A 22,548-nucleotide genomic window follows, 5' to 3' on the forward strand; every position below is an offset into this window, starting at 1 on the left:
TGAGTAGCTTAATTAACACTACCGGGTCAATACTAGGTCTTCCTGTATTTTCGCTATATAGGTCTTTTACTTCATCATAAATGAAATTAAAGTCGATGCTTTCTTCTACTGCCCTAAGGAGATGGTCTTGAGGTACTAAGCTATCGATGCTTACTAATTCTACCTGCTCTATTATTTCTCGATTTTTCTTCGTTAACATTTCATCGCCCCACAATATTTTTGTATCTTCTTTAATTTTACTAAAAAGCTGATGATTTTTGTACTAGCTTTTGCAAAAAAAGACTGTCGACAGTTACTTTGTCGACAGTCTGAAAGGAGCCTTCCGGCTCCTTCCCGTTTATTTTTTCGCAAGCTCTTCCTCCACTTTTTGATATAACCTGTCGGCCAGTTCGGTCCCTTGCTTTAAAATGGCCCGGGCTTTCTGCTCCACATCCTCAACAAACTTCGCGTCTTTTAGCGAATTCAAATTTATCTTTACGTTCAGCCATCCGCCATAGAGGGCCGCTTTGAGACATAGCACCCCCACGCCTATATCGCTCAATGCGGACGTGGTCGTATTCCCCAGAGCTTTTTCATGCAGCCTAACGGCTTTGAGGCATTCTTCCATAATTGCCAGCGGAATGACGGTGGCCTCCTTCAGCGCCTCCTCCATCGCTTCGTTCCTCGCCTTTTTCTGCTCTTCGGTTTCCCGGGGCATTTTGAAAACTTCCGCCACCTTGTTAAAGGCTTCGGTGTCCCTGTCCATCAGCGATACCAGCGACTCCTTTATTTTTCCTGCCTCCAGCAATATTTCCTGCAGCAGCGGTTCCCGGTCCTTAAATTTTTCCTTTCCGGAAGTGAGGTTTGCCACCATGGAGGCCAGCGCTATACCCATAGCCCCGGCGAGGGCTGAAGCGGACCCGCCGCCGGGAGCCGGACTTTTAGATGCCAATTCATCCACAAATTCTTTAATGCGGTACTCCGAAAGCAGCATTTTGATCCTCCTGCCTTTCCTGTTTTTGAACTACTACCCGGCCTTTTTTTATTACCGTCCTGACCAGGTTAACCCCGTAATGGTAGAATATAAAATCCAGGTCGGGCGCATCCCAAATAACTATGTCCGCCAGCTTTCCAACCTCGATGGTGCCGGTGATCGACGCCCTGTTTATGGCTGCTGCGGCATTCAATGTAACCGCTGTCAGAACTTCCTCCGGCGTCATCCTGTACTTGAGACAGGCAATGTTCATCACCAACTGCAACGACTCGGTCGGTGAAGAACCTGGGTTGAAATCGGTAGCCAGTGCTACGGGTACGCCGGCCTCTATCATAGTTCTAGCGCGGGCGAAGGATTCTCCGAGGTAAAAGGACGTCCCGGGAAGCAGTACGGCAATAGTCCCCGCTTCTGCCATCGCTCTGATGCCGTCATCGGTAGCGTAGATAAGGTGCTCCGCCGACAGGGCCCCCACCTCTGCAGCCAGCCTAGCGCCGCCCATCGGCGTGATTTCATCGGCGTGAAGCTTCGGTACGAGCCCGTGCGCTCTGCCGCATTCCAATATGTACCTGGACTCTTCGATATCGAATACACCTTCTTCGCAGAACACATCGCAAAACTCCGCCAGCTTATCCCGGGCTACCCTGGGTATCATTTCCTCCACAACCAGTCTGAGGTATTCTTTTTTGTTTTCCCTGTACTCCTCGGGAACCGCGTGGGCTCCCATAAAAGTGGGCACCACATCCACAGGGTGATACCTGTCCATTTCCTTTATGGCCATCAGGGACTTGAGCTCATCTTCCAGGTTAAGACCGTAACCGCTCTTGGCTTCGCAGGTGGTCGTCCCGTGTTCGAGCATACGATCGAGAGATTTCATGCCGTTTGCAACGAGCTCATCCAGGGAAGCCTTCCTGGTATTCCTGACGGTGTTGAGAATTCCGCCCCCCATCTTGAGTATCTCCAGGTATTTCATGCCTTTCAGCTTAAGGGAAAGCTCCTTCTGGCGCCATCCCGAAAAAACCAGATGAGTATGCGAGTCTACAAGACCGGGGGTAACCAGTTTACCCCCGGCATCAATTACCACCGTCTTTTCCCCGGGAATAATGTGAGCAAGATTTTCCGCGCTGCCCACAACGGTAATTACACCGTCTTTTACGGTAATAAAAGCGTTTTCAATAAACTGTATATCGCTCTGTCCGTCTCCACCTGCGGCGCAATTCCCTACCGGCGTCGCCAGAACTCCTATGTTTTTTATAAGAAGGTCGGGACTATTACCAGTCATGCTCACCCTCCATAAAACCTTTATTCTGCAATAAGATAATTTTCAAGTATCTGCTTGCTGTCGTCGAAATTTTCCAGCTGCAGGTAATATTTAGCCACATCGATGAGAGCTTTCATCGGTGTTATGCCGACGATTTCGCTTCCAATAATGTCCACACCGTACCTCCTGGCCTCTATCCTTATTAGCTCGAAAGCCCTGTAAAGGGCGGTCTTCTCGTAATTGGTCATGTTCATGGAGACCTGGGCGATATTTCTATCCTCCAGCATTACGCCTATCGCTCTGACGTTTTTCAGGCCGCCCCCGCTTTCCCGGATGACCTTCGCTATATTTTTGGCAATAGTTATGTCTGAAGTGTTTAAATTTACATTATAGGCGATCAGCGGCATCCTGGCCCCTACCGCCACCGCACCAGCGGTGGGGTGTATTTCAGGTTTTCCAAAGTCGGGCGCCCAGGCAGGGTCCTTTATCTTTTCCGCCATGCCTTCGAATTCGCCGCGCCTTATATCGGCTAGGCTTTTCCGCTCGGGCCTCGTCGCCGATTCTTCGTACAAAAACACCGGTATCGAAAGTTCACTCGCAATCCTTTCGCCGACTTCCCGGGAAATGTGAACGCATTCCTCCATCGTTATGGCTTTTACGGGCACGAAGGGTATTACGTCAACCACTCCCATTCTCGGGTGTTCGCCTTTATGCTTTGTCATGTCTATAAGCTGGGCTGCCTTTGCTGCAGAAGCAAAGGCAGCCTCTTTAACAGCGTCGGGGTCGCCGACGAAGGTAAAAACGCTCCTGTTATGATTCTGGTCAGAAGAATAATCCAGAAGCCGCACGCCCTTTACAGACCTGATGGCGTCAGCTATGGCCTCTATTACCTCTTTTCTTCTCCCTTCACTGAAGTTGGGTATGCATTCCACAAGTTTGGACATGAATTTTGCCTCCTTTTTATTTCAGCATCGGCATTTTTATGCCTTTTTCCTTTGCAGTCTTTATGGCTATCTCGTAACCTGCATCGGCGTGGCGCATTACGCCAGTCCCGGGGTCGTTATTGAGCACCCTCGAAATCCTGAACTCGGCGTCGTCGGTGCCGTCGGCCACTACGACTACTCCTGCGTGGATAGAGTAACCTATACCTACACCGCCGCCGTGGTGAACAGAAACCCAGGTGGCGCCTGATGCCACGTTTAGGAGCGCGTTCAAGATGGGCCAATCGGCTATGGCGTCGCTGCCGTCTTTCATGGCCTCAGTCTCCCTGTATGGAGAAGCAACGGAGCCTGTATCGTGATGGTCTCTACCTATGACTATAGGTGCCGAGACTTGGCCTTTTCTCACCATCTCATTGAACGCCAGAGCCGCTTTTGCCCGTTCTCCATACCGCAGCCAGCAGATCCTGGCCGGAAGGCCTTGGAAAGCAACCCGCTCCCTTGCCAGCTTGATCCAGCGGGCCAGGTGTTTATCTTCGGGGAAGAGTTCAAGCACTTTCTCGTCGGTCCTGTAAATGTCTTCCGGGTCTCCGGAAAGGGCAGCCCAGCGGAAGGGACCGCTTCCCTCGGAAAACAGGTCTCTTATAAACTCAGGTACATAACCCAGAATGTCAAAGGCATCGGTTACTCCCTGGTCATAAGCCTGGCGCCTTATGTTATTGCCGTAATCGAACACCACGGCGCCGCGCTTTTTCATCTCCAGCATCGCCCTAACATGAATCGCCATGCTCTCCTTGGCTTTCGCGATGTACTTTTGGGGATCGGTCTTCCTGAGTTCGACGGCTTCTTCAAGGGTCATGCCTGCAGGGACGTAACCGTTCAGCGGGTCGTGGGCGGAGGTCTGGTCGGTCACCACATCGGGTATTATTCCTCTGCGCACCAGTTCCGGGTGCACCTCAGCTGCATTGCCCACAAGTCCGATGGAAATAGCCCTGCCCTCTTCTTTGGCTTTGAGGGCCATATTAAGAGCCTCATCCAGGTCTTCCACCATGACGTCACAGTACCTGGTCTTAATCCTCTTTTCTATCCTGCTCCTGTCGACCTCGACGACCAGGGCCACGCCTTCGTTCATGGTGATCGCTAGAGGCTGAGCACCGCCCATGCCACCCATGCCGGCGGTAAGCACCAGTTTACCTTTAAGCGATCCTCCGAAATATTTATTAGCGCATGCGGCAAAGGTCTCGTAAGTTCCCTGCACTATGCCCTGGGTGCCTATATATATCCAGCTGCCGGCAGTCATCTGGCCGTACATTGTAAGTCCCTTTTTCTCCAGCTCCCAGAAATTTTCCCAGGTAGCCCATGCGGGAACCAGCATGGAATTCGATATGAGCACCCTGGGAGCCATCGGGTGGGTTTTGAAAATACCGACTGGTTTTCCTGATTGGATTAGGAGGGTCTCGTCGTTTTCCAGGTTCCTCAATGATTCGACTATTTTGTCAAAACATTCCCAGTTTCTCGCAGCCTTACCGGCCCCCCCGTATACAATAAGTTCATCGGGCTTTTCAGCCACTTCAGGATCAAGATTGTTCATAAGCATTCTCAGAGCAGCTTCCTGCTGCCAGCTCTTGCAGGAGATCTCTTTGCCCCTCGGGGCGCGTATCACTCTGTTCATTTTTTATACCTCCCGAACAATTTGTTATTATATATATTTCTCGTTTTATTACTTTTACCCTTCGCAAAAATTCCTCTCGACATGGAATTTTTTGCTGAGCTTGAACCTGATAGGAGGGATCCCAACAACTTAGGTTTTTAAAGAGTATACCCTGGTGATTTAGAGACTTCTATTAGCTCATCCCCAGCAAGTTAAATTTTTACAGCAAGATCATGGCCAGGATTGCCGCAAAAACGATTGAGAAAATGGTCCTCTCTATCCATATAACGATTATTTCTGTTATGGTCAGAGGAATCTCCGTAGAGAGGATACAGGGAATCGATGCCGAGAAGAACAGTATAGCTGAAATCGAAACAATAGCGGTGACAAACCTGGTGACCAGCGGTGCGTTCGCGGTCAGAAGGGCTGGTAGGAACATCTCTGCTACTTCCACCGCGGCAGCTTTAGACGCCAATACCGGTTCTGGAACTCTGAGCAGCAGCATGAAAGGGTAATAAATCCACCCTATAAAGTCGAATATAGGGGTGTAATTTGCCAGTACAAGGCCCAGAAGCCCTATGGACATAATTGTAGGCAGAATTGAAGCCGCCATCCTGAAACCGTCTCTTATGTTTTTTGCAATGCTCTCAAGGATGCCCGGTGCGTCCGCTGCAGCCTTCAAGGCCTCTTCCCAGGCAACCGCAATGCTGGTGCTTATCTCCTTTTCCGGATTGGGTTCGGTCGCATAACTGTCAGGCTTTCGTGACAGGGGCCAGATCCTGGCGGTTACCGCCGTCACCGCAAAAGTCACCACAAGGGCTGACCAGAAATAGGTATTCCACATATCCATCAAATTAAGGGTTTTTGCTACTATAATCATAAATGTAGCTGAAACCGTCGAAAAACCGGTGGCAATTATCGCCGCTTCCTTGATTGTATATTTACCTTCTTTGAAAACCCTGTTGGTAATCAGCAGGGCTATTGAATAGCTCCCCACAAAAGATGCTATCGCGTCAATTGCAGATTTGCCCGGAGTTTTCCAGATCAACCTCATCATGGGTCTTAAAAAAGTACCTACGAATTCCATCAGGCCGTACCCTATCAGAAATGCCAGAAACACCGAGCCTACGGGAACTATGAGACCTACTGGCACTACGAGCTTTTCGAAGAGGAACGGGCCCATGCTGCTTTCCATCATCCATGCAGGGCCAATTTTAAAGTACACCATGAAGGCTATAAGAATGCCCGCCAGCTTAAATACAGAAAAAACCGTATCAACCTTCGATTTTCTCCAGCTACCGTTTACCCAGGGAAGCAATCCTCCGACTGTAGTGACTGCCACAGCATAAAGCAGGGCAAAGGATGTGAGGTTGGTCCTTATCCATGACACGATGTGGTCCAGCGGAATCGATGAACTGCCCTTCCAATTTACCGGGATGAAAAACACGAAGAAGCCAATCGCGCTGAAAACAATAAATCTCCACGCCGATCTGGTTTTGTCCATCAGCATTCCTCCTAATTTAAGTTTTAATTATATCAATTTACCAAAAAAGATCATAACCCTTCGTAAATTTCAGAATAAAATCAGTATTTTTTTGCTTCCTAATATAACGGCCCAATCCTGTCTTCAACCCTCTTCACCAGCTCCCCGCTTCGTATAAGCTCTGACAATATTTTTACGTCACCGCTCAGAACCCTATCTTCTTCAATGACTGCCACACGCTCCCTTACCGCCTCATAGGCGCGGGCTGTACCCTTACCCAGACTGCCTTTGCCTCCCATCTTTTCAAACCGCAGATCTATAGCTTGAGTCGCGCATAAAAGCTCTATCGCCAACACGTTCCTAGTATTTTCCACTATCTTCATGGCCTTTCGCGCGGCAATGGTCCCCATGCTCACATGATCCTCCTGATTGGCCGATGATGGTATGGAATCCACGCTTGCCGGGAAAGCCAGGGTCTTGTTCTCGGATACCAGAGCCGCCGCTGTATACTGGCTTATCATAAGACCCGAATTGAGCCCTCCTTCTTTTGTCAAAAACGCGGGCAAACCTTCGTTCAAATAGGGATTTACCAATCTTTCTATTCTCCGTTCGGAAATGTTCGCCAATTCCGACACTGCAATGCCCATATAATCCATATTTATTGCCACCGGCTGACCGTGGAAATTTCCTCCGGAAATAACCTGTTCTTCATCGGGGAAAATCAGCGGATTGTCCGTTGCCGAGTTTATCTCTATTTCTAAAACCTGCCTGACATGGCGCAGCGCGTCCTTTGTCGCCCCGTGGACCTGGGGAATACATCTTAACGCATACGCATCCTGCACTTTCAGTTCCCCCTGACGGGTTACCAGGGTGCTCCCCCCTATAAGCCGCGCCATATTCCTCGCGCATTCGATCTGTCCGGGATGGGGCCTAGCCATATGGATTTTTTCATCAAAAGCGTCTACTATCCCGTTCAGCGCCTCAAAGGTCAAGGCTCCGCAGATATCAGCCGCCTTCGAAAGGTTACACGCTTCCACCAGGGCGATACAACCTATTGCCGCCATGGCCTGGGTTCCGTTTATGAGCGCGAGGCCCTCCTTGGCTTCCAACACCAACGGTTTAATCCCTGCCAGTTCCAGCGCCCTTCCTCCAGGAAGAACCCTGCCTTCATAAATCGCCTCACCTTCGCCGAGCATAACCAGTACCATGTGAGCCAGGGGCACCAGGTCACCACTGGCCCCGAGCGAGCCCTGACATGGGACAAGAGGCGTAACTCCTTTATTCAGCATTTCAACTAATGTCATCATGGTAGAAAGCCTTACTCCCGAGTATCCCTTTGCAAGGGCATTAATCCGGAGCAGCATCATAGCCCTTACTACTTCTTCGGGAAAGTAATCCCCAACTCCTACCGAATGGCTTCTTATGAGATTTATCTGCAGTTTTTTAACGTCTTCCCGTGAGACAACCACATTGCAAAATTTCCCAAATCCTGTTGTAACGCCGTAGACTATCTCCCCTCTTTCTATCATTTTTTCCACGTAGTTTCTTGAATGCTTTATTTTTTCTATGGATTCTGCTGAAAGTTCCACCTTTTCACCTTTAATTGCCACTCTTGCTACATCTTCTATGGTGAGATTTTCTCCATTTACTATCATGTTCTCCTTCGCCTCCTTTAAATTTTTTATCGATGTAATCTTTTAACATCATAAAAGCTCCCAAAAAGTCATTAAGGGAACCATCTCCGAAGTTCGATGCTAGATTTCCAAGACTCGAACTTCGAGGAAGGTCCCCTTAAATAAAACCTATTACGGGCTTAGCTAAAGAATGAATTTTTATTTTGCCAGTTCATCACTCTTTTTCGGCTGGGTAGCTAATGAGATAATTACAAATATTACCAGTGATATCAATGCTGCATAGACTTCAACCGGAGCGCCATAAATATTGATCTTCGTCAATATACCTACAAGGGCAATTATAGAACCAGCTATTATGGATGATAAAGCACCGGCCCTGGTTGCACCTTTCCAGAGAAGGCCACCCATAACCGGTATGAAGACACCTGCTGTATACATGGTATATGAATAAATCAGTGCATCAATTATCCCGGGAACAATAAGGGCGATAATCAGTGAAATTATTCCAATTATAAAAGTGAAATTCCTGGACACAGCAAGGAGCCTTTTTTCTTCCTTTACTCCATCTACATGAAAGGTTTCTATCCACAGATCCTTTACTATATGGGCGGTAGCTGCCGTGAGCAGCGAATCGGCTGTAGACATGATAGCCGCCAATATGGCTGCGAGGAATATTCCGCCGATAACGGGGTTCATAAGGTTTTGCAGGACCCAGGGAACTGCGCTGCCAGCATCGTCTATATCGGAAAGGGCCCGGGCACCCATACCGATTATTGCAGGGAATAAGCTCAAAATTATCATCACAATACCGCCTGCCAAAGAGCCTATTCTTGCAACTTTTGAATCCCTAGCAGAGAAAAGTCTCTGATAAAAATCCTGACCAATTAGAGTGTACATGACGGTTGGAAGCAAAATCCACATAATGCTTGAATATCCCATACCCCAAATATTAATATACTGGCCGGGTACACCTTTATCAGCGACTAAAGATGCAAGCCCTGCCATACCACCGGCTTTTAAAAGAACTATTATGCTTGCCCATACCACTCCTATGGTGGCTACAATGACTTGGACAAAGTCAGTTAGTGTGTCAGCCCATAAGCCTCCTGCCATAGTATAAATAATGAAGACTATGGTTGCCAGCACGGCACCGGTATTGCCCCTTATTCCGACTATGGAGAGAGCACTCCGAGTTGCCATTGTTTGAGCTGCCAAAATTCCTATAAGTGCGATAAGAGAAAGAAGCGCCCCTAGGACTCTGACAGTTTTGCCACCGTACCTGTGTTCCAGATAGTCCGGCACGGTATATAAAGCCAGATCTCTAAATTTAGAAGTAAAGAACAGGAAAAGCAAACCTACGCCGCATGATATCCCGTACCAGGCCCCTGAAAGCCCGTAATTATACCCGTATTCCCCTCCCCCCATAACGGCACCACCGCCAAAGTGCGTCGCCACCAACGTAGCAGTCAGCAGCCACGGGCCAAGCCTTCTACCGGCCAGCAAAAAATCCGTCATGCCCTTTATGTAATATTTACCGCACCACCAACCAACGACTAACATACCAGATATATAGAGTATTAAGATAAGCAAAACCATTCTTTCATCCTCCCTTCTTAAATTTTTATGTTTTATTTTGTCTTTTATGAGACCGGCTTCCTTGCTTTTGATCTGGTGTTAAAAATACTACCCTCACGCTGCTTTGGTTAGTTTTCTGTAATTTATAAATTATTTGGTTTATATTTTTAATTTTCTGTAATAATAAATTAATATTCTAAATAATAGAACATAATGTTAAGCGTAAACCGGGAAATTTCCGATTCCTTGTCGTTGAAAAATCCACAGATTTAATGAATTTTTTGTTTATGCAACATTAGTGATATATATTCTTCAAAATAATGATTTTTTCCTGCTCTCATTATTATTTCTTAACAAATTTTATCGAATTAACATAGTATTATACTGCCAAAGTTTTTGTAAAGGGGGCTTTAATGTGCAATCCCGCCAAGCTTTTGGTTCAAGAACATTGCGCAGGGGCATGCGTGGGAGGGATGTGGCCGAACTCCAGACCAAATTACAGGCCCTTGGATATTATATGGGCCCCATAGACGGCATCTTCGGCCCTTTAACCGAGAGAGCGGTAAGACAGCTCCAGAGGGACAACAATATAAGAGTTGACGGCATAGTGGGACCCCAGACTTACGCTGTACTGGACCAGTTAATACCTTAAAAATAGCGGGGTGGAAATTCCACCCCCTTTTATGTCCGGTTGATGGCATTCATTATCTTGTCCATCATGCTGTTCCTCTCATTGTCGTTCGACTTCTGCCAGACCACTTCGAACAGAACACCCATTCCGGGGAGAGCCTGTTCTTCTTTGGTCTGTATGGTTTCGTTTATATATCCTTCCACCTCTTCCTTGGTGCTCCCCGCCAGGTTTTTTATGACCAAATCCCTGATATCAAACGCTGCCATGGCCATTCCTCCTTGGAATTTATTTTCTCAATTTATTAATTCCCTCAATTTAAACCAAAAATACCAATAAAAATGAGGCTCCATGGCCTCAAAAACTTTTAATTCTGTTTCTGTATTTTTTTACAAAGATTTCTGATTTCCTTCGGCACTTTATTTAAAACTCACCTTTTCATTCCATAGATTCCACATTTGCATTGGCGTCAAAATTTTTTTGCATTGCATGAAGCACCAAAGAAAGCGCTATAACGCCGTATGCTACAAAGGACCTGAAAAATTCACCTATTTGCGGGTCTCCGAATAGATTTTTTCCGGCATTGGGAGAAACTATAAACAGGGTATGAAACAGAATGGTACCAAGTATGGCGTTGCCTATAGTTGCCCTGGTAACTGTGGCGCCGCCGACCAAAATCGCCGCAACGGCAAACATACCCACCTGTTCATGGCTGCTGTATGTCTGAAGCGTCCCTATATTTTGTAAAAATATGATCTGCCCCCATGCGGCAAGAAGGGTCGATATTGTAATGGCCATCAACCTCGTTCTGTCCACATCAATACCCGCCACCTCTGCCACATGCATATCCTGACCGAGCGCCCGGAAATCCTGACCGATTTTAGTCTTAAGAATGAATTTCGTAAACAAGCATAAAAGTCCTATTATAAAGAGAGAAAATATGGGTATCTTTATTCCCATTACATTTATACTTAAAAGGTCGTCTAAGGCATACTGTATGATTGTAAGATCTATAGCGTTCTTTAAGCCTACACCACCCGGTAACACAATTTCGGGGTTTTTTATAGGAATAATCGTTCCAACAAAAAGTAAAAACACCAGCTGGTATAGACCCATTGCAAAAAAACCTAAAATCAAACTGGTAATCATTTCTTTACCTTTTGTTCTGTTCAGGATTTTACCAGTGCCGTACCCAAAAAGGAGAGCAAAGGGAATGGAAATTAATGCGGCAAGAAACAAGCCGGTAATCCCGCCTATATTTAATACTTTTATTGTAATAAGGCCTATTTGTCCCGCCATCGCTCCGATCACAAGGGCAAAATTAAGCCCCATTCCTGCTACTACCGGAATTATGAGGGACAAAACCAGGAACAGATTTCTGTCCAATCGATTTACAATTTCGTTTAAAATATAGGGAATGCTTAATTTTGAAGCTATTACACCGCCCAAACATATTATAAAAAATAAAATGGGTACCGTATTATTCTTTATAAAGTTTATTGCCGCCTTTTGTGAACTATATTTTTTCATTTAATCATTCCCCCCCACCTTCGTTAATGCGTATAAAATAACTCCATTGCTTACTATTATCCTTACTACTTCCGATAGATTGCCTTCAGGCATCATCCTGTTTATGACGGGAAGTGAAATGGTGAGAAGCGCTTGAAACAAAACGACACCCGCAATAACATTGGAAATGGAAGCCTTTTTAGCTGTAGCCCCGCCTATAAGAATTGCGGATATAGCCGCAAAGGGCATCATTAAAGGGCCTATATAAAGCTGGTAAAACCCGTAACTTTGAGCATACACTAATATGCCGATGCCGCCTAAAACCATAGAAAGTATGGTCCCTATGGTCCTTTGCAAATCCACATTTATACCCGAGGCTTGAGCAAATCTTGGATTGCTGCCCGCCGCCATCATGGCAATACCGGTCTTCGATCTTAAAAACAGCCACATAAGGAGGCTGCAAAGCGCAAAAAACAAAAGGGTCCCGATTGGCAAATCGATATTCGGTAATTTAATCAAACGATCGAGCACTTTATCGTATTTATTTGCAAGGGTTATAGTGGTCCTGAGGCCTTTCCCTCCTATCGCCCAAACCATCTCGGGATTTTTAAACGGGAGTAGTAACCAACCTATGCACATTAATGATACCACTGAAAATCCCATATATGTGCCAACTGTCATCTCGTCGCCTTTAACTCTATTTAGAAGGATAGAATACAAATACCCGGCCACTACCGAAAAAGGAATAGAAATTAAAACTGCAATTAAAAACCCCTTTAAACCTACCATATTCATTTCGATTGTTATGCATCCCGCAAGTAATCCGCATATTATACCTATAGAAAGAGCAAAATTCAGCCCTGTACCGGAAACAATGCTAGGAACCATTGCAAGTACAAGAACGCTGTTCATACCTATTCTTACAAGAGAGTCCTTTAACAGGCCGTAAATGCTTTGCTTCTGAAAGACCGCTATTAAAAGAAGTATTGCAAGTAGAATCGTTATAAATACCTTCGGGTAACCGTATTTATCTATAAGCTTTTTCCATAGGTTTTTCATCTCACAGCCTCCTTTGAATGGGATTTGTACTCTCCTGCCATCATCAATCCGAAATTGGTGTCCGAATCGTAAGGACTTAGAATCCCTTCAATTTTACCGTTGTAAACTATAGCAATTCGGTCGCATATGGAGCGAAGCTCTCCCAATTCGCTGGAGGTCATAACTATAGTCATACCCCTTTCAACGTTGAGTTTCACCAGTAAATCCAACACGAGTTTTTTAGCACCTATGTCAATGCCCCTTGTAGGTTCCGAAACGAATAATATATCGGGTTCAAGGGTCAATGCCTTAGCTATACAGACCTTTTGTTGATTGCCGCCGCTCAACCGCCTCGTTATCTGAGTCGGACCCGTGCACCTTATATCAAGTTCTTTTATGTATTTTAAGGCATTTTCTCTTATCTTCCTCTCATCCACCAGTCTCGGCCAATTTACACCAAAAAAGGTCTTTAAAAACATTCCTTTTACCTGCATTGCCCCAATTGCTATATTCAATTCGATTGAATTATCCAGCATCAATCCAACGCCTCTTCTGTCTTCAGAGACAAAAGCCAATCCGTTTTCTATCGCCTTCCTCGTATTATTCAGTTCAATTTTTTTGTTGTTTTTATAAACCTCTCCTTTTGCCCTGTAAAGCCCCATTATCCCGTTGGCAATGCCTATTTTCCCCTGACCTGCTAACCCGCCTATTCCCAAAATTTCTCCCTTAATTATATCCAAATTTACCCCTTTTACCATTTCTCCTGGCATATCTACGTAAAGGTTTCTAATTGACATAATAATTTCTTCGCTTTTTTCGGCCTTATTTTGCCTTTTTTCCACTCTCTCTATTTTTCTGCCGACCATCATTTGTGCTATTTTTTCAATAGAAGCTTCTTCCCTTTTCATTGAGCCAACTTTTTCGCCATCTCTCAAAACGGTGATATTATCCGCTACAGCCAAAACTTCATAAAGTCTGTGAGTTATAAACAATATGCCGATACCTTTCGCGGCTAGCATCTTCATAGCCCCAAGCAATTTTTCCGCTTCACTTTCCGTTAGAACTGCGGTAGGTTCATCGAAAATAAGGAGTTTCACATTTCTTTTATCAATTTCCCTGGCTATTTCTACAAACTGCTTGTATCCAACGGGCAACCCCGCTATCGGCAGCCACTCATCAACGGTCATCCCGAGTTCGTTTAACGCCTTCCTCGCATCCCTTCTCATAGCCTCAATGTCTAAGGTCTTTAATTGTGGGCCAAGAAACCTGCTTGCTATGCTATCTTTTAAAATTTCTCTATTCAACTTAATGTTTTCCGTTATCGTAAAACCGGGTAGGAGCATAAACTCCTGGTGCACCATTCCGATACCGAGTTCCATTGCATCCTTCGGCGATTTTATTTTTACGGTGTTTCCTTCAAACAATATTTCTCCGCTGTAACCACCAGTGCTGAAAATAACCGGCATGCCGAAAATGATGTTCATCAGGGTTGATTTACCCGCTCCGTTTTCTCCTACAAGTCCGTGAATTTCACCCGGCCTTACAGAAAGGTTAACCCCTTTTAGAACCTTATTTCCAAAATACTCTTTTTCTATGTTTTTGAGTTCTATAACATATTTTGTGCTGTTATTTTCTCCCATGCTTGAGTTCACCTCTTGACTAATCAAAATACAAAAAATAGTATTATTAGAAGATTGCCGCCTTTTGGCGGCAATCTTTTAATGGAAAAAGTCAAAGTCAAACGAAAATTAGAAGGTTATATAATCGCTAAGAATCATGTAGAAATTCTCATGTTTAATTTCCTTACCATCGGCACCTATTTCAACATAATTGCTGATATCTATCTTTGCATTTTTTGAAACCTCTTCAAAGCATTTCTTCAAAGCTTCGGGATCATTTTTAGATTTTAACTTGCCTTCCGCATAAAGCTTGGCATATTCTACTGCAGCTGCTGTCGAAAGCATGCTGGCAGGTATGGGCCATGTAGAAAATTTGCCTGTGCCGCCCTTTTCTGCAATTTTTGCTTTAATTTGTTCTATTACATAATCCACATCCCCTGCTTTGTCAGGAGGTATATTTATACCGAGCGCACCAGGATAACCGTGGAAGGGGCTTGGGCAGCACTGCTGAACTACCATGGCACCCTGCTCAAGCGCCGTCTTTATTAAAGGTTCCTGCATTCCGCAGTTGGTGCTGAAGAAAACGGTATCCTTGCCGTACTCCGCAACCTTTCTCGGAATGTCTTCGATAATAAACTGCTGAGCACCGGGTAATCCGGCATCCCCTGTGGGGTCAGGCGCTGTAGCATCAACAAATTTTATTCCCGCTTTTGCGCATTCTTCCTTTAAAATGTCCCTTCTCCTGGCAAGGAGAGGATACGACATATGTCTCGGGAAGGAGTAATGCACAAAAACTTTTGCTCCAAAGTTTTTAGCCTGTTCAACCATCTTGTAACCCATTGAGAGTTCATCGGTTTGAATGACCATATCCGCTTTGTCTGCTATAATATCCTGTTCTGCGGGGGTTATTGCAATCAATAAAATGTCAGGTCTTTGTTGTCTAACTTTTTCAAAGGCTGCAGCTGCACCTGGAACAGCCTGGTTCATGATCAACGCTTTAACATCCTTATCAGACGCAAGAGCAACAGCATTGGCTATAAGCGTCTCCTGTTCTTTCATAAAGTTATCAGGCATCGTTTGAGTTACAATAATATCGGGGTACTTTTTCTGGGCCTGTTCTGCCGACCTGAATTCTTCTTCGTTTTGTGAAACAGTATTAGTGTAAATTGCTATCTTATAACTCGAATTTTGAGAGCTTTGTGTGCCAGTGTTTCCACAAGCCGCCAAACTCAAACAAGTTACGAGAATCAAAATTATTGAAATAGCCCTTTTAAACATTAAGAAAATCCCCCCTATTTTTTATTTCATTAATTAAAAACAAAAAATTTATATTCCTGGCATTCACCCCTTCCATATAATAATATTGGTAAATTCGCATTCTACGTAATAGTAAAAATTTCCTTCTTTTATTTTTAATTCATATTCTACATAAAAGTAAAAATTTCCTTCCTTTTCTTTTTGTAATTTTAGATAATCGATTACGCGCGTGTGGAAAATTTTTAAAAAAAAGCTATAATTGTTTTAGAGAGCGGCCTTAAAGAAATATCACACCGATTAATTCAAAACCTTTTGAGCTTCCGAAAATTCACCATAAAATAACGGGGGTGGTGTCATGGCAAGAAGGGACCATATCGCAGCTGAAGCAGCGGAAATAATAAAAAATCCCGCAAGACTTTGGTGCTTACGGGCGCGGGGATAAGTACTGAGAGCGGAATACCTGACTACAGGAGCAAGGGTACCGGACTTTGGGAAAGGTACGACCCTATTCAGAAGGCCAGCCTTTCTGCACTGATTTCCAACCCCACGGGATTTATTAATTTCAACATCCCCAGGTGGACCAGGTACCTGGAAGCTGAGCCCAACACGGCTCACCTGGTTATAGCCTCGATGGAAAACCAGGGACTTATAGAAGGCGTAATAACTCAGAACATAGACGGTCTCCACGTAAAAGCGGGTTCAAAGAACGTGTGGGAAGTGCACGGACACCTTCGCACGTGCCACTGCATGGAGTGCGGCAGGTCCTACCCTTTTCAACAATTAACGGGCCAGTTTGAAAAGGGTATAAATCCCCCCAGATGTGAAAGATGCATGGGGATGCTCCGCCCCGATGTGGTGCTATTTGAAGACCCCATGGGGAGGGATTATTACCGCGCACTGGAAGCTTTGAAAGGATGCGAACTTCTGATCGTGGTGGGAAGCAGCCTCCAGGTTTATCCGGTGGCTGATATGCCCAAATATGCAGAAAAGCTGATAATAGTAAACAAAGAACCGACTCCCTGGGACCATAGAGCTAATCTGGTTTTCCACTCCATAGCGGGAGAATTTTTCGCGGAACTGGCTAAAGTTTTAAATTTAGAATAAAATCCTTAAATGTGGCTGCATTCGGAGAAAGAGTCCTTCCTTTCTTAAATACCAGGTAAAAACTCCGGTGAACATCCAGATCCTTTATGTGGTAAACCCTCAGCAGCTTCATTTTCTCATAATCCTCGACAGCCTTCTTCGATATAACTGAAACTCCAACGCCCTCTTTAACGGCCTGCTTTACCGCCTCGGAACTGCCCAGTTCTGCGACGATGTTGATATCCTCCAGCCGAAAACCCCTATTTTTTAAAGCCGTTTCAAAAGTCTTTCTGGTGCCGGACTTTTTTTCCCGCAATATAAACCTTTCATGTAGAAAATCGGCAATGTTTACGCAATTGTCGTTACCTAACGCCCTGCTCCAATTGTACGGCGTTATCAGTACCAGTTCATCGGAAGAAAATGGTACAAACTCCAGGTTTTCACTGTCCGATACGGTGCCCGCAATTCCAAGTTCCACCACGCCTTCGGAAACCAGGCCTATCACCTCTCCAGAATCCGCCTGGCGGATTTTCAACACCACACCCGGGTACGCTCTGTTAAATTCCCTGATAATAGAGGGCAGTATGTAGGCTGCCGGTATTGAACTGGCATATAACTCTAAATCTCCTTCTACAGTCCCCAAGAACCTCTTCAAATCCATCAGAGCCATTTCCTTGGCAGCAAGGATATTTTTGGCCCTCTCGTACATGATTCTCCCGGCTGGAGTAAGTTCAATATCCTTCCCCCGCCTGTCAAAAAGCTTTATGTCGAGTTCTTTTTCCAGGGATATTATGTGGGCGCTTATGGTGGGTTGTGTTAAAAACAGGGATTCGGCCGCTTTTGAAAAACTCCTGTACTCGGCCACCCTGACGAAGGTTTCTAACTGATGAAATTCCACGAGAATACCTCCGGATAAGTTATTTACCGCTAAATATTATACTATCGATTGTCAGACAAAAAAATGGGCATAAAAGCCCAATATTTTCGGTCATAATTCAACCGGCAGAGGATTGAGCAGCAGTATCTCATTTCGGTCTACTTGGCAGCTGTAGGCAAATACTTCAACTCCGGCTTCTGCTGCTCTTCTCAGTGCGTCTCCAAATTTTTTGTCCATAGTATCGTTGGGAGAAAACCTGTCCGCATCTTCTCTCTGGACTATGAAAAACACCCCGGCCCCGTAGCCTTCTTCTCTGGCTCTTGCAAGTTCCAGCATGTGTTTTGCGCCCCTTTCCGTCGGAGCATCCGGAAACAAGGCCCTGCCGTTTTCCACCAGGGTCACACCTTTTACCTCGATGTAATAAAAAATTTTCCCCCTGCTGCCCAGACCGATGTCAAAACGGCTTCCACCGTATTTAACCTCGGGCTTAACGAAATCATAATCAAAACTAAGTATCCGGTCTCTTGAAAGTTCAGAGATTAACAGCCTACCCGGCAAGGAAGAATCCACGGAAACCAGAGTATCGCCTGTGTATACCATGATCAAATCATACGGATACTTTCTTGCCGGATTCTGCGCTTCCCGCAAAATCACCCTGGCTCCCGGGACCAACAATTCAGCCAGCCTGCCGCTATTAGGCACGTGTACCTTATGAGGCCTATTGCCGATTTTTACTGCAGCCACAAACCTGTTGAGCCTTTCTTCAAAAGTCGCGTCAATTTTGATGCCTTCTATTCTCATTGCTCTTTTCCCCTATACCAGATATCGAAAACGCCTCGATTCAATTTCGGTCCGTACAAAGTATGTCCTGTTGGGGTTCAAAAAAATCTCAAAAGGAAACCCAAAGGTATAATCCCTGCCAAAAATGTCGACAATCCTGAGATCCCTTACATCCGGATAAGTCGTAAAAAATCTTTGCAGCGTCCTGCCGAAGGGTATCGCCAGCATATTTGCCAGAAGAAAGGCTACAAGGACGTTTAAAATCGAAAGGTGCCTGTAAAATACCAGCACCAGTATAAAAGCCAACGAAAAAATCAGATTTGCGGCCGCCATGGAAGTGCCGCACCGTTGGTGAATTGCAAGATGAATTTCCCCGTTTTTCATGCGGTACAGGGCCTCTCTTGCCGCGTCCAGCACCTCATAAGCAGGCGGAAGGTCCGGGCCCGATAAGGAAAAACCGTCAGAATAAGCAAGGCCTCCTATGCTCAAAGGCCTGCCGTACCTCTCTTCCAGCACATTCACCGTAGCATGTTCCAAGCTGTGATTTTTTCTCACTCTCCTGTCAGTGGCGATTTTCAATATCTGCCACGGAATCGTAATGATATTAAAAATCGAATTGAAAACGAACACGTAGGGCAGCAGAAATAAAAAGCCTATGATGAAAAATGCCATGACCGGCAATAGAAGATAAGGAAAAAACAGCAGCAGCAAAAACAAAAAAAATAAGAAAGGCATAGGATTGTAATATTCTCCTTTCAATAGATAGATCTTTTTTCCAGCATGGCCCTGGCCATCAAAAAGGAATTCAGCCGCATCTCGGGCCCATCGGATCTGGAGTTCAACACCACCGGAACTCTTGCCCCCAGCACTAGCCCTCCCGATTTGGCCTTTCCGTGGAATTTGTAGCTTTTTCCCAGCATATTTCCAGCTTCCAGATTGGGTACCAGCAGCAGGTCGGGGTCCCCGGCCACGGGGGAGCTCGCAAGCTTCTTGCCCTTTGCGCTGTTAAGGTCGATAGCCACATCGTAAGCCAGAGGTCCGTCGACCATAAAACCCTTTATCTGGCCTCTATCGGCCATTTTTGATAAACACGCGGCGTCTACAGTCGCCTGCATTTTGGGGTTCACAAGCTCCACTGCCGCCAGTACCGCGACTTTGGGCGTTTCGATTCCCAGGCAGGTAAAAAGAGGCTTTGTGTTCTCTATTATGGCTTTCTTTTCTTCCAGGGTAGGCAGCGGTATAATGGCGTTATCCGCCACTGCTATGAACTTATGATAGGATTCCATTTCAAACAGCGTCAGATTGCAGAGTACCTTTGAAGCTTTAATGCCCCTTTCGCTGTCCAGTATTGCCTTAAGATAGTATACCGTTTCAAGCCTGCCCTTTGCCAGAATCTCCGCTTCACCGTCGGTTATCGCCTTTACCGCCAGGTTCGCAGCTTCCTGGTCGTCGGCGGCTTGCCTTATTTCAACCTTTTCCCTGCTGATTCCCACGTGGTCCAAGATTTCAACGATTTCAACAGAATTTCCCGTTAGAACGGCAGACTCAACGATGCCGAATTCCATGGCCATTTTGACTCCGCCTACGACCCTGTCGTCTTCCGCCGCCGCCACAGCAACCCTTACCGGTTTTAATTTTGACACCTTTTCCTGGAGTTCAGCAAAGGTCTTAATAAACATATAAACATCCCCCAGAATCAGTTTATCCTGCCCGTCAGAGGATCGTAATTAACGGGCCATGTCATATAACTTTCCCTTCCCTGGAGAACTCTGAGAACGCTTTCCGCCAGTGCCTCGTTTTCGTTGCTGCCGGGGAAGACGTATATATTGCCGAGCCTTCCTACCCTGTTCTTTATATCGCGCACCACTTCTTCGCTGCAGGCGATCCCTCCGGTTATAATTATGCCGTCCATATCGAAACATAGCACCGATCCCATTGCCGCGATTTCCTTGCATATCTGGTAGATCATCGCGTCGTAAATTAATTTTGCGTAATCGTCCCCGTTCTTAATTCTGGCCAGCACCTCACGCAGGTCTTTAGTCCCTAGGTAGGCATAAAGGCCGCCTTCTCCGTAGAGTTTTTTCATGAGCTGCTGTTTGGTGTACTTGCCGGAAAAACAGGCCTCTATGAGGGGTATGGGCGGAACTCCACCGGCCCTCTCAGGAGTGAAAGGAGCCGACTCCATTCTATTGTCGTTGTCGACTATCTTCCCCCGGTCCACGGCGGCTATGGAGAAACCCCCGCCGAGATGGGCCACCACACACCTCATATCCTCAAACCGCTTGTTGAGCTGCGCCGCCAGTTTCCTCACTGTTGCCCTGATGTTCAGCGCGTGTACGAAGCTGAAGCGCGGAAAATCGGGGCTACCGGATATGCGGGCTATCGGCGGAAATTCGTCGACGGAAACCGGGTCGGCTATAAAAGCTTCCACGTTGTACAGGCGGGCAATGCTGTAAGCCAGCGGAGCCCCCAGATTTGAGGCGTGCTGGTAAACCGGCCGGTTCAAACTGAAATCCACCAGCTCCTCGTTTATTTTTATGACTCCGCTCGGGAGCGGAGTGAGCATACCTCCCCGGCCGGCGCAGGCCACAATCCTGGCATTTTCGGGCAGATTTCTTTCGACGAACTCCTTCACCACCTTTTCCCGGTAGCCCAGCTGTTCCGTTATGGAATTGAACGCAGCCAGATCCTGAGCTGGATGTTCAATATTCTCGCTGGCGACGCATACGAGGCCGTATTCCTGGACCCTGTACAGGGCGCACTTGGTGGATGTGGCCCCCGGATTTACGGTAAAAATAAGCCTCGCTTTTTCCACCGGTCATCCCCCCATCCAGATCTTTTTTCCGCAAAAAAGCCTATTGCTATCAGAACAAACGTTATGATTATCCCCGGCAAAAGCGGATCAACGGATTCTGGAAGCAAAAATCTCCCGAAAAACACTGAGAGAGGCCCGACTACCATGGCCGACACGGCCAGTTTACTGTTCACTTTCCCCGGCATAAAGAGTGCGGCGCAAAGCGGAGCGAATACCGTAGCACCTCTTAGCCCCATTGACATGAAGCTCCATTTTAGTATCAGCGATTTTATGTTGCCCGATATGAAGATCAGCGTCATTGCCAGAACCAGTATTATACTGTACCTTGTAACCCTAAGTATGGTCCTGTCACCGGCCTTCTTGTTAAAAAAATACTTGTAGATATCCTTTGCCATAATGGTGCTGATCCCCAGCGTCAGCCCGGCGCCGGTGCCGGTGACCGCTATGAGCAGCGTGGCCAGCACCACCTCTCCTATCCATGGGTTAAAGTAACTCAGCACGAACTGGGGAAACGCCGCTGCTGGATTCAGGCCGGGGTGCTTCATTCTCATATAAAGCCCGATGAGGATGCCTGGAATTCCCACGGGCGGAATGAGCAGCGCGCTCAAAAACGCGCCCTTTCTGGCTTCGGATAAACTTTTGCCTGAAACCACCGCCTGGAAATAGGTCTGCGTCGACAGTACCCCTATGATGAGGGAGAACCCTGCAGAAAAATCTATCCAAAAACCCCTACCGAAAAGGCTAAAATATGGGAATGCAGGCAATGAGGTCCTTAGTCCTTCGACCCCACCGGCTCCAGCATAGGCCATCACGCCTCCCAGGATAAGCGATATGTAAATCAGCAGCAGCTTGGCTACCCCAACGATGCCGGTACCCCAAACGCCTCCGAAAATCACGTATGCGGCCATCAGCGAAACCGCTGCAATTGCTGCTAATAAGGTATTTACTTTAAACATTGAAGTTATGAGGGCGATCGCAGCCAGCACCTGTGCGACGATGTTCAAAAAAATTCCTATAGAGACGAAAACGCTCGAGATGGGACCTGCTGTGTTTCCGTACTCGCCCATAATTATCTGGGGTATCGTCTCCTTATTTGCTTTATAAAAGGGTTCGCAGAACAAAAAGGCAAGTATAAAGCAGCCCAGACCGGCGCCCAGGGTAAACCACCAGGCCGAAAGGCCGTAGAGATAAGCCAGCTGGGCAGTCCCTATCGTGGAAGCACCCCCTACCAGGGTGCCGGTAATAGTGCCGGCTATGATCCACGCATTCGCCCTCCTGCTGCCCGTAGAAAAGTCGGAAGAGCTCCTGATATTTTTGCCGGAATATATGCCCAGCAGGGTGATGCCGGCCAGAGTTGCCATGATTCCCAATATATGCTGAAAATTTAGACTGTACACCCATGAGCTCCTTTCTTCTGAAATTCGAAAATT

General features: G+C 46.3%; 21 protein-coding genes. 2 read left to right on the forward strand and 19 right to left on the reverse strand.

Translation table 11 applies throughout. The annotated features are described in order from the left end of the window. The 8 genes from LZ11_RS01575 to LZ11_RS01610 form a co-directional block, all read right to left on the reverse strand. Nucleotides 1-199: transposase (locus LZ11_RS01575; RefSeq protein WP_484421977.1), on the reverse strand; the 199-nt coding region annotated here is incomplete at its 3' end. 138 nt (nt 200-337) lie between these two features. Beyond that, on the reverse strand, nt 338-973 hold the full coding sequence (locus LZ11_RS01580; RefSeq protein ID WP_148866006.1) for a cyclodeaminase/cyclohydrolase family protein: 636 nt from the start codon (nt 971-973) through the stop codon (nt 338-340). Further along, the gene (gene hutI, locus LZ11_RS01585) at nt 948-2,252 is read right to left on the reverse strand and encodes an imidazolonepropionase (protein WP_148866008.1); all 1,305 of its coding nucleotides are present in this window, start codon (nt 2,250-2,252) and stop codon (nt 948-950) included. Before hutI ends, LZ11_RS01580 begins: the two co-directional genes overlap by 26 nt. A 20-nt stretch (nt 2,253-2,272) precedes the next feature. Continuing rightward, nucleotides 2,273-3,175: a glutamate formimidoyltransferase gene (gene ftcD / locus LZ11_RS01590; RefSeq protein ID WP_148866009.1), complete on the reverse strand. Its 903-nt coding sequence runs from the start codon at nt 3,173-3,175 to the stop codon at nt 2,273-2,275. A 16-nt stretch (nt 3,176-3,191) separates the two neighbouring features. Further along, nucleotides 3,192-4,841 carry a urocanate hydratase gene (hutU, locus tag LZ11_RS01595; protein ID WP_148866011.1) on the reverse strand — a complete coding sequence of 550 codons (1,650 nt, stop codon included), beginning with the start codon at nt 4,839-4,841 and terminating at the stop codon, nt 3,192-3,194. Nucleotides 4,842-5,040: 199 nt separating this feature from the next. After that, complete coding sequence (locus LZ11_RS01600; RefSeq protein WP_148866013.1) at nt 5,041-6,324, reverse strand: YjiH family protein; 1,284 nt, start codon at nt 6,322-6,324, stop codon at nt 5,041-5,043. Between the two features lie 98 nt (nt 6,325-6,422). Then, nucleotides 6,423-7,958: a histidine ammonia-lyase gene (hutH, locus tag LZ11_RS01605; RefSeq protein WP_148866014.1), complete on the reverse strand. Its 1,536-nt coding sequence runs from the start codon at nt 7,956-7,958 to the stop codon at nt 6,423-6,425. Between the two features lie 177 nt (nt 7,959-8,135). Then, on the reverse strand, nt 8,136-9,533 hold the full coding sequence (locus tag LZ11_RS01610) for a sodium:solute symporter family protein (RefSeq protein WP_148866016.1): 1,398 nt from the start codon (nt 9,531-9,533) through the stop codon (nt 8,136-8,138). Between the two features lie 394 nt (nt 9,534-9,927). Between LZ11_RS01610 and LZ11_RS01615 the strand changes: the two genes are divergently transcribed. Next, nucleotides 9,928-10,164 carry a peptidoglycan-binding domain-containing protein gene (locus tag LZ11_RS01615; RefSeq protein ID WP_222927142.1) on the forward strand — a complete coding sequence of 79 codons (237 nt, stop codon included), beginning with the start codon at nt 9,928-9,930 and terminating at the stop codon, nt 10,162-10,164. A gap of 29 nt (nt 10,165-10,193) precedes the next feature. Here LZ11_RS01615 and sspI read toward each other — a convergent pair whose 3' ends face one another. The 5 genes from sspI to LZ11_RS01640 all read right to left on the reverse strand — a co-directional run bounded on the left by sspI (nt 10,194) and on the right by LZ11_RS01640 (nt 15,584). Beyond that, nucleotides 10,194-10,409, reverse strand: a complete 216-nt coding sequence (gene sspI / locus LZ11_RS01620) for a small acid-soluble spore protein SspI (protein WP_148866018.1) — start codon at nt 10,407-10,409, stop codon at nt 10,194-10,196. Nucleotides 10,410-10,578: 169 nt separating this feature from the next. Continuing rightward, a complete protein-coding gene (locus LZ11_RS01625) occupies nt 10,579-11,670 on the reverse strand; it encodes an ABC transporter permease subunit (RefSeq protein WP_148866020.1) in 1,092 nt (363 codons plus the stop codon). Beyond that, nucleotides 11,671-12,708 (reverse strand): ABC transporter permease subunit, encoded by a 1,038-nt coding sequence (locus LZ11_RS01630; RefSeq protein ID WP_148866022.1) that lies wholly within the window; start codon nt 12,706-12,708, stop codon nt 11,671-11,673. Beyond that, complete coding sequence (locus tag LZ11_RS01635; protein ID WP_148866024.1) at nt 12,705-14,327, reverse strand: sugar ABC transporter ATP-binding protein; 1,623 nt, start codon at nt 14,325-14,327, stop codon at nt 12,705-12,707. Before LZ11_RS01635 ends, LZ11_RS01630 begins: the two co-directional genes overlap by 4 nt. A 108-nt stretch (nt 14,328-14,435) precedes the next feature. After that, complete coding sequence (locus tag LZ11_RS01640) at nt 14,436-15,584, reverse strand: DUF3798 domain-containing protein (protein WP_148866026.1); 1,149 nt, start codon at nt 15,582-15,584, stop codon at nt 14,436-14,438. 399 nt (nt 15,585-15,983) lie between these two features. Here LZ11_RS01640 and LZ11_RS01645 point away from each other — a divergent pair, with 399 nt between their 5' ends. Next, nucleotides 15,984-16,667: an SIR2 family NAD-dependent protein deacylase gene (locus LZ11_RS01645; RefSeq protein WP_246110671.1), complete on the forward strand. Its 684-nt coding sequence runs from the start codon at nt 15,984-15,986 to the stop codon at nt 16,665-16,667. On the opposite strand, the gene LZ11_RS01650 is transcribed toward LZ11_RS01645, so the two are convergent. The 6 genes from LZ11_RS01650 to LZ11_RS01675 all read right to left on the reverse strand — a co-directional run bounded on the left by LZ11_RS01650 (nt 16,645) and on the right by LZ11_RS01675 (nt 22,515). After that, a complete protein-coding gene (locus LZ11_RS01650) occupies nt 16,645-17,544 on the reverse strand; it encodes a selenium metabolism-associated LysR family transcriptional regulator (protein WP_148866030.1) in 900 nt (299 codons plus the stop codon). The two genes, LZ11_RS01645 and LZ11_RS01650, sit on opposite strands and share 23 nt — an antisense overlap. A 90-nt stretch (nt 17,545-17,634) precedes the next feature. Beyond that, nucleotides 17,635-18,324, reverse strand: coding sequence for a DNA/RNA nuclease SfsA (gene sfsA, locus LZ11_RS01655; RefSeq protein ID WP_148866032.1), 690 nt, complete (start codon nt 18,322-18,324; stop codon nt 17,635-17,637). A 12-nt stretch (nt 18,325-18,336) separates the two neighbouring features. Continuing rightward, nucleotides 18,337-19,038 (reverse strand): DUF6391 domain-containing protein, encoded by a 702-nt coding sequence (locus LZ11_RS01660; protein ID WP_148866034.1) that lies wholly within the window; start codon nt 19,036-19,038, stop codon nt 18,337-18,339. 20 nt (nt 19,039-19,058) lie between these two features. After that, on the reverse strand, nt 19,059-19,982 hold the full coding sequence (locus LZ11_RS01665) for a bifunctional enoyl-CoA hydratase/phosphate acetyltransferase (RefSeq protein ID WP_148866036.1): 924 nt from the start codon (nt 19,980-19,982) through the stop codon (nt 19,059-19,061). Nucleotides 19,983-19,999: 17 nt separating this feature from the next. Next, nucleotides 20,000-21,118, reverse strand: coding sequence for a butyrate kinase (buk, locus tag LZ11_RS01670; protein ID WP_148866038.1), 1,119 nt, complete (start codon nt 21,116-21,118; stop codon nt 20,000-20,002). Beyond that, nucleotides 21,088-22,515: a sodium:solute symporter family protein gene (locus LZ11_RS01675; protein ID WP_148866040.1), complete on the reverse strand. Its 1,428-nt coding sequence runs from the start codon at nt 22,513-22,515 to the stop codon at nt 21,088-21,090. The genes buk and LZ11_RS01675 overlap by 31 nt, the downstream gene beginning before the upstream one ends. Nucleotides 22,516-22,548 lie beyond the last annotated feature (33 nt).

The sequence above is a fragment of the Thermosediminibacter litoriperuensis genome, assembly GCF_008124715.1.
GTDB classification, from domain to species: Bacteria; Bacillota; Thermosediminibacteria; order Thermosediminibacterales; family Thermosediminibacteraceae; genus Thermosediminibacter; species Thermosediminibacter litoriperuensis.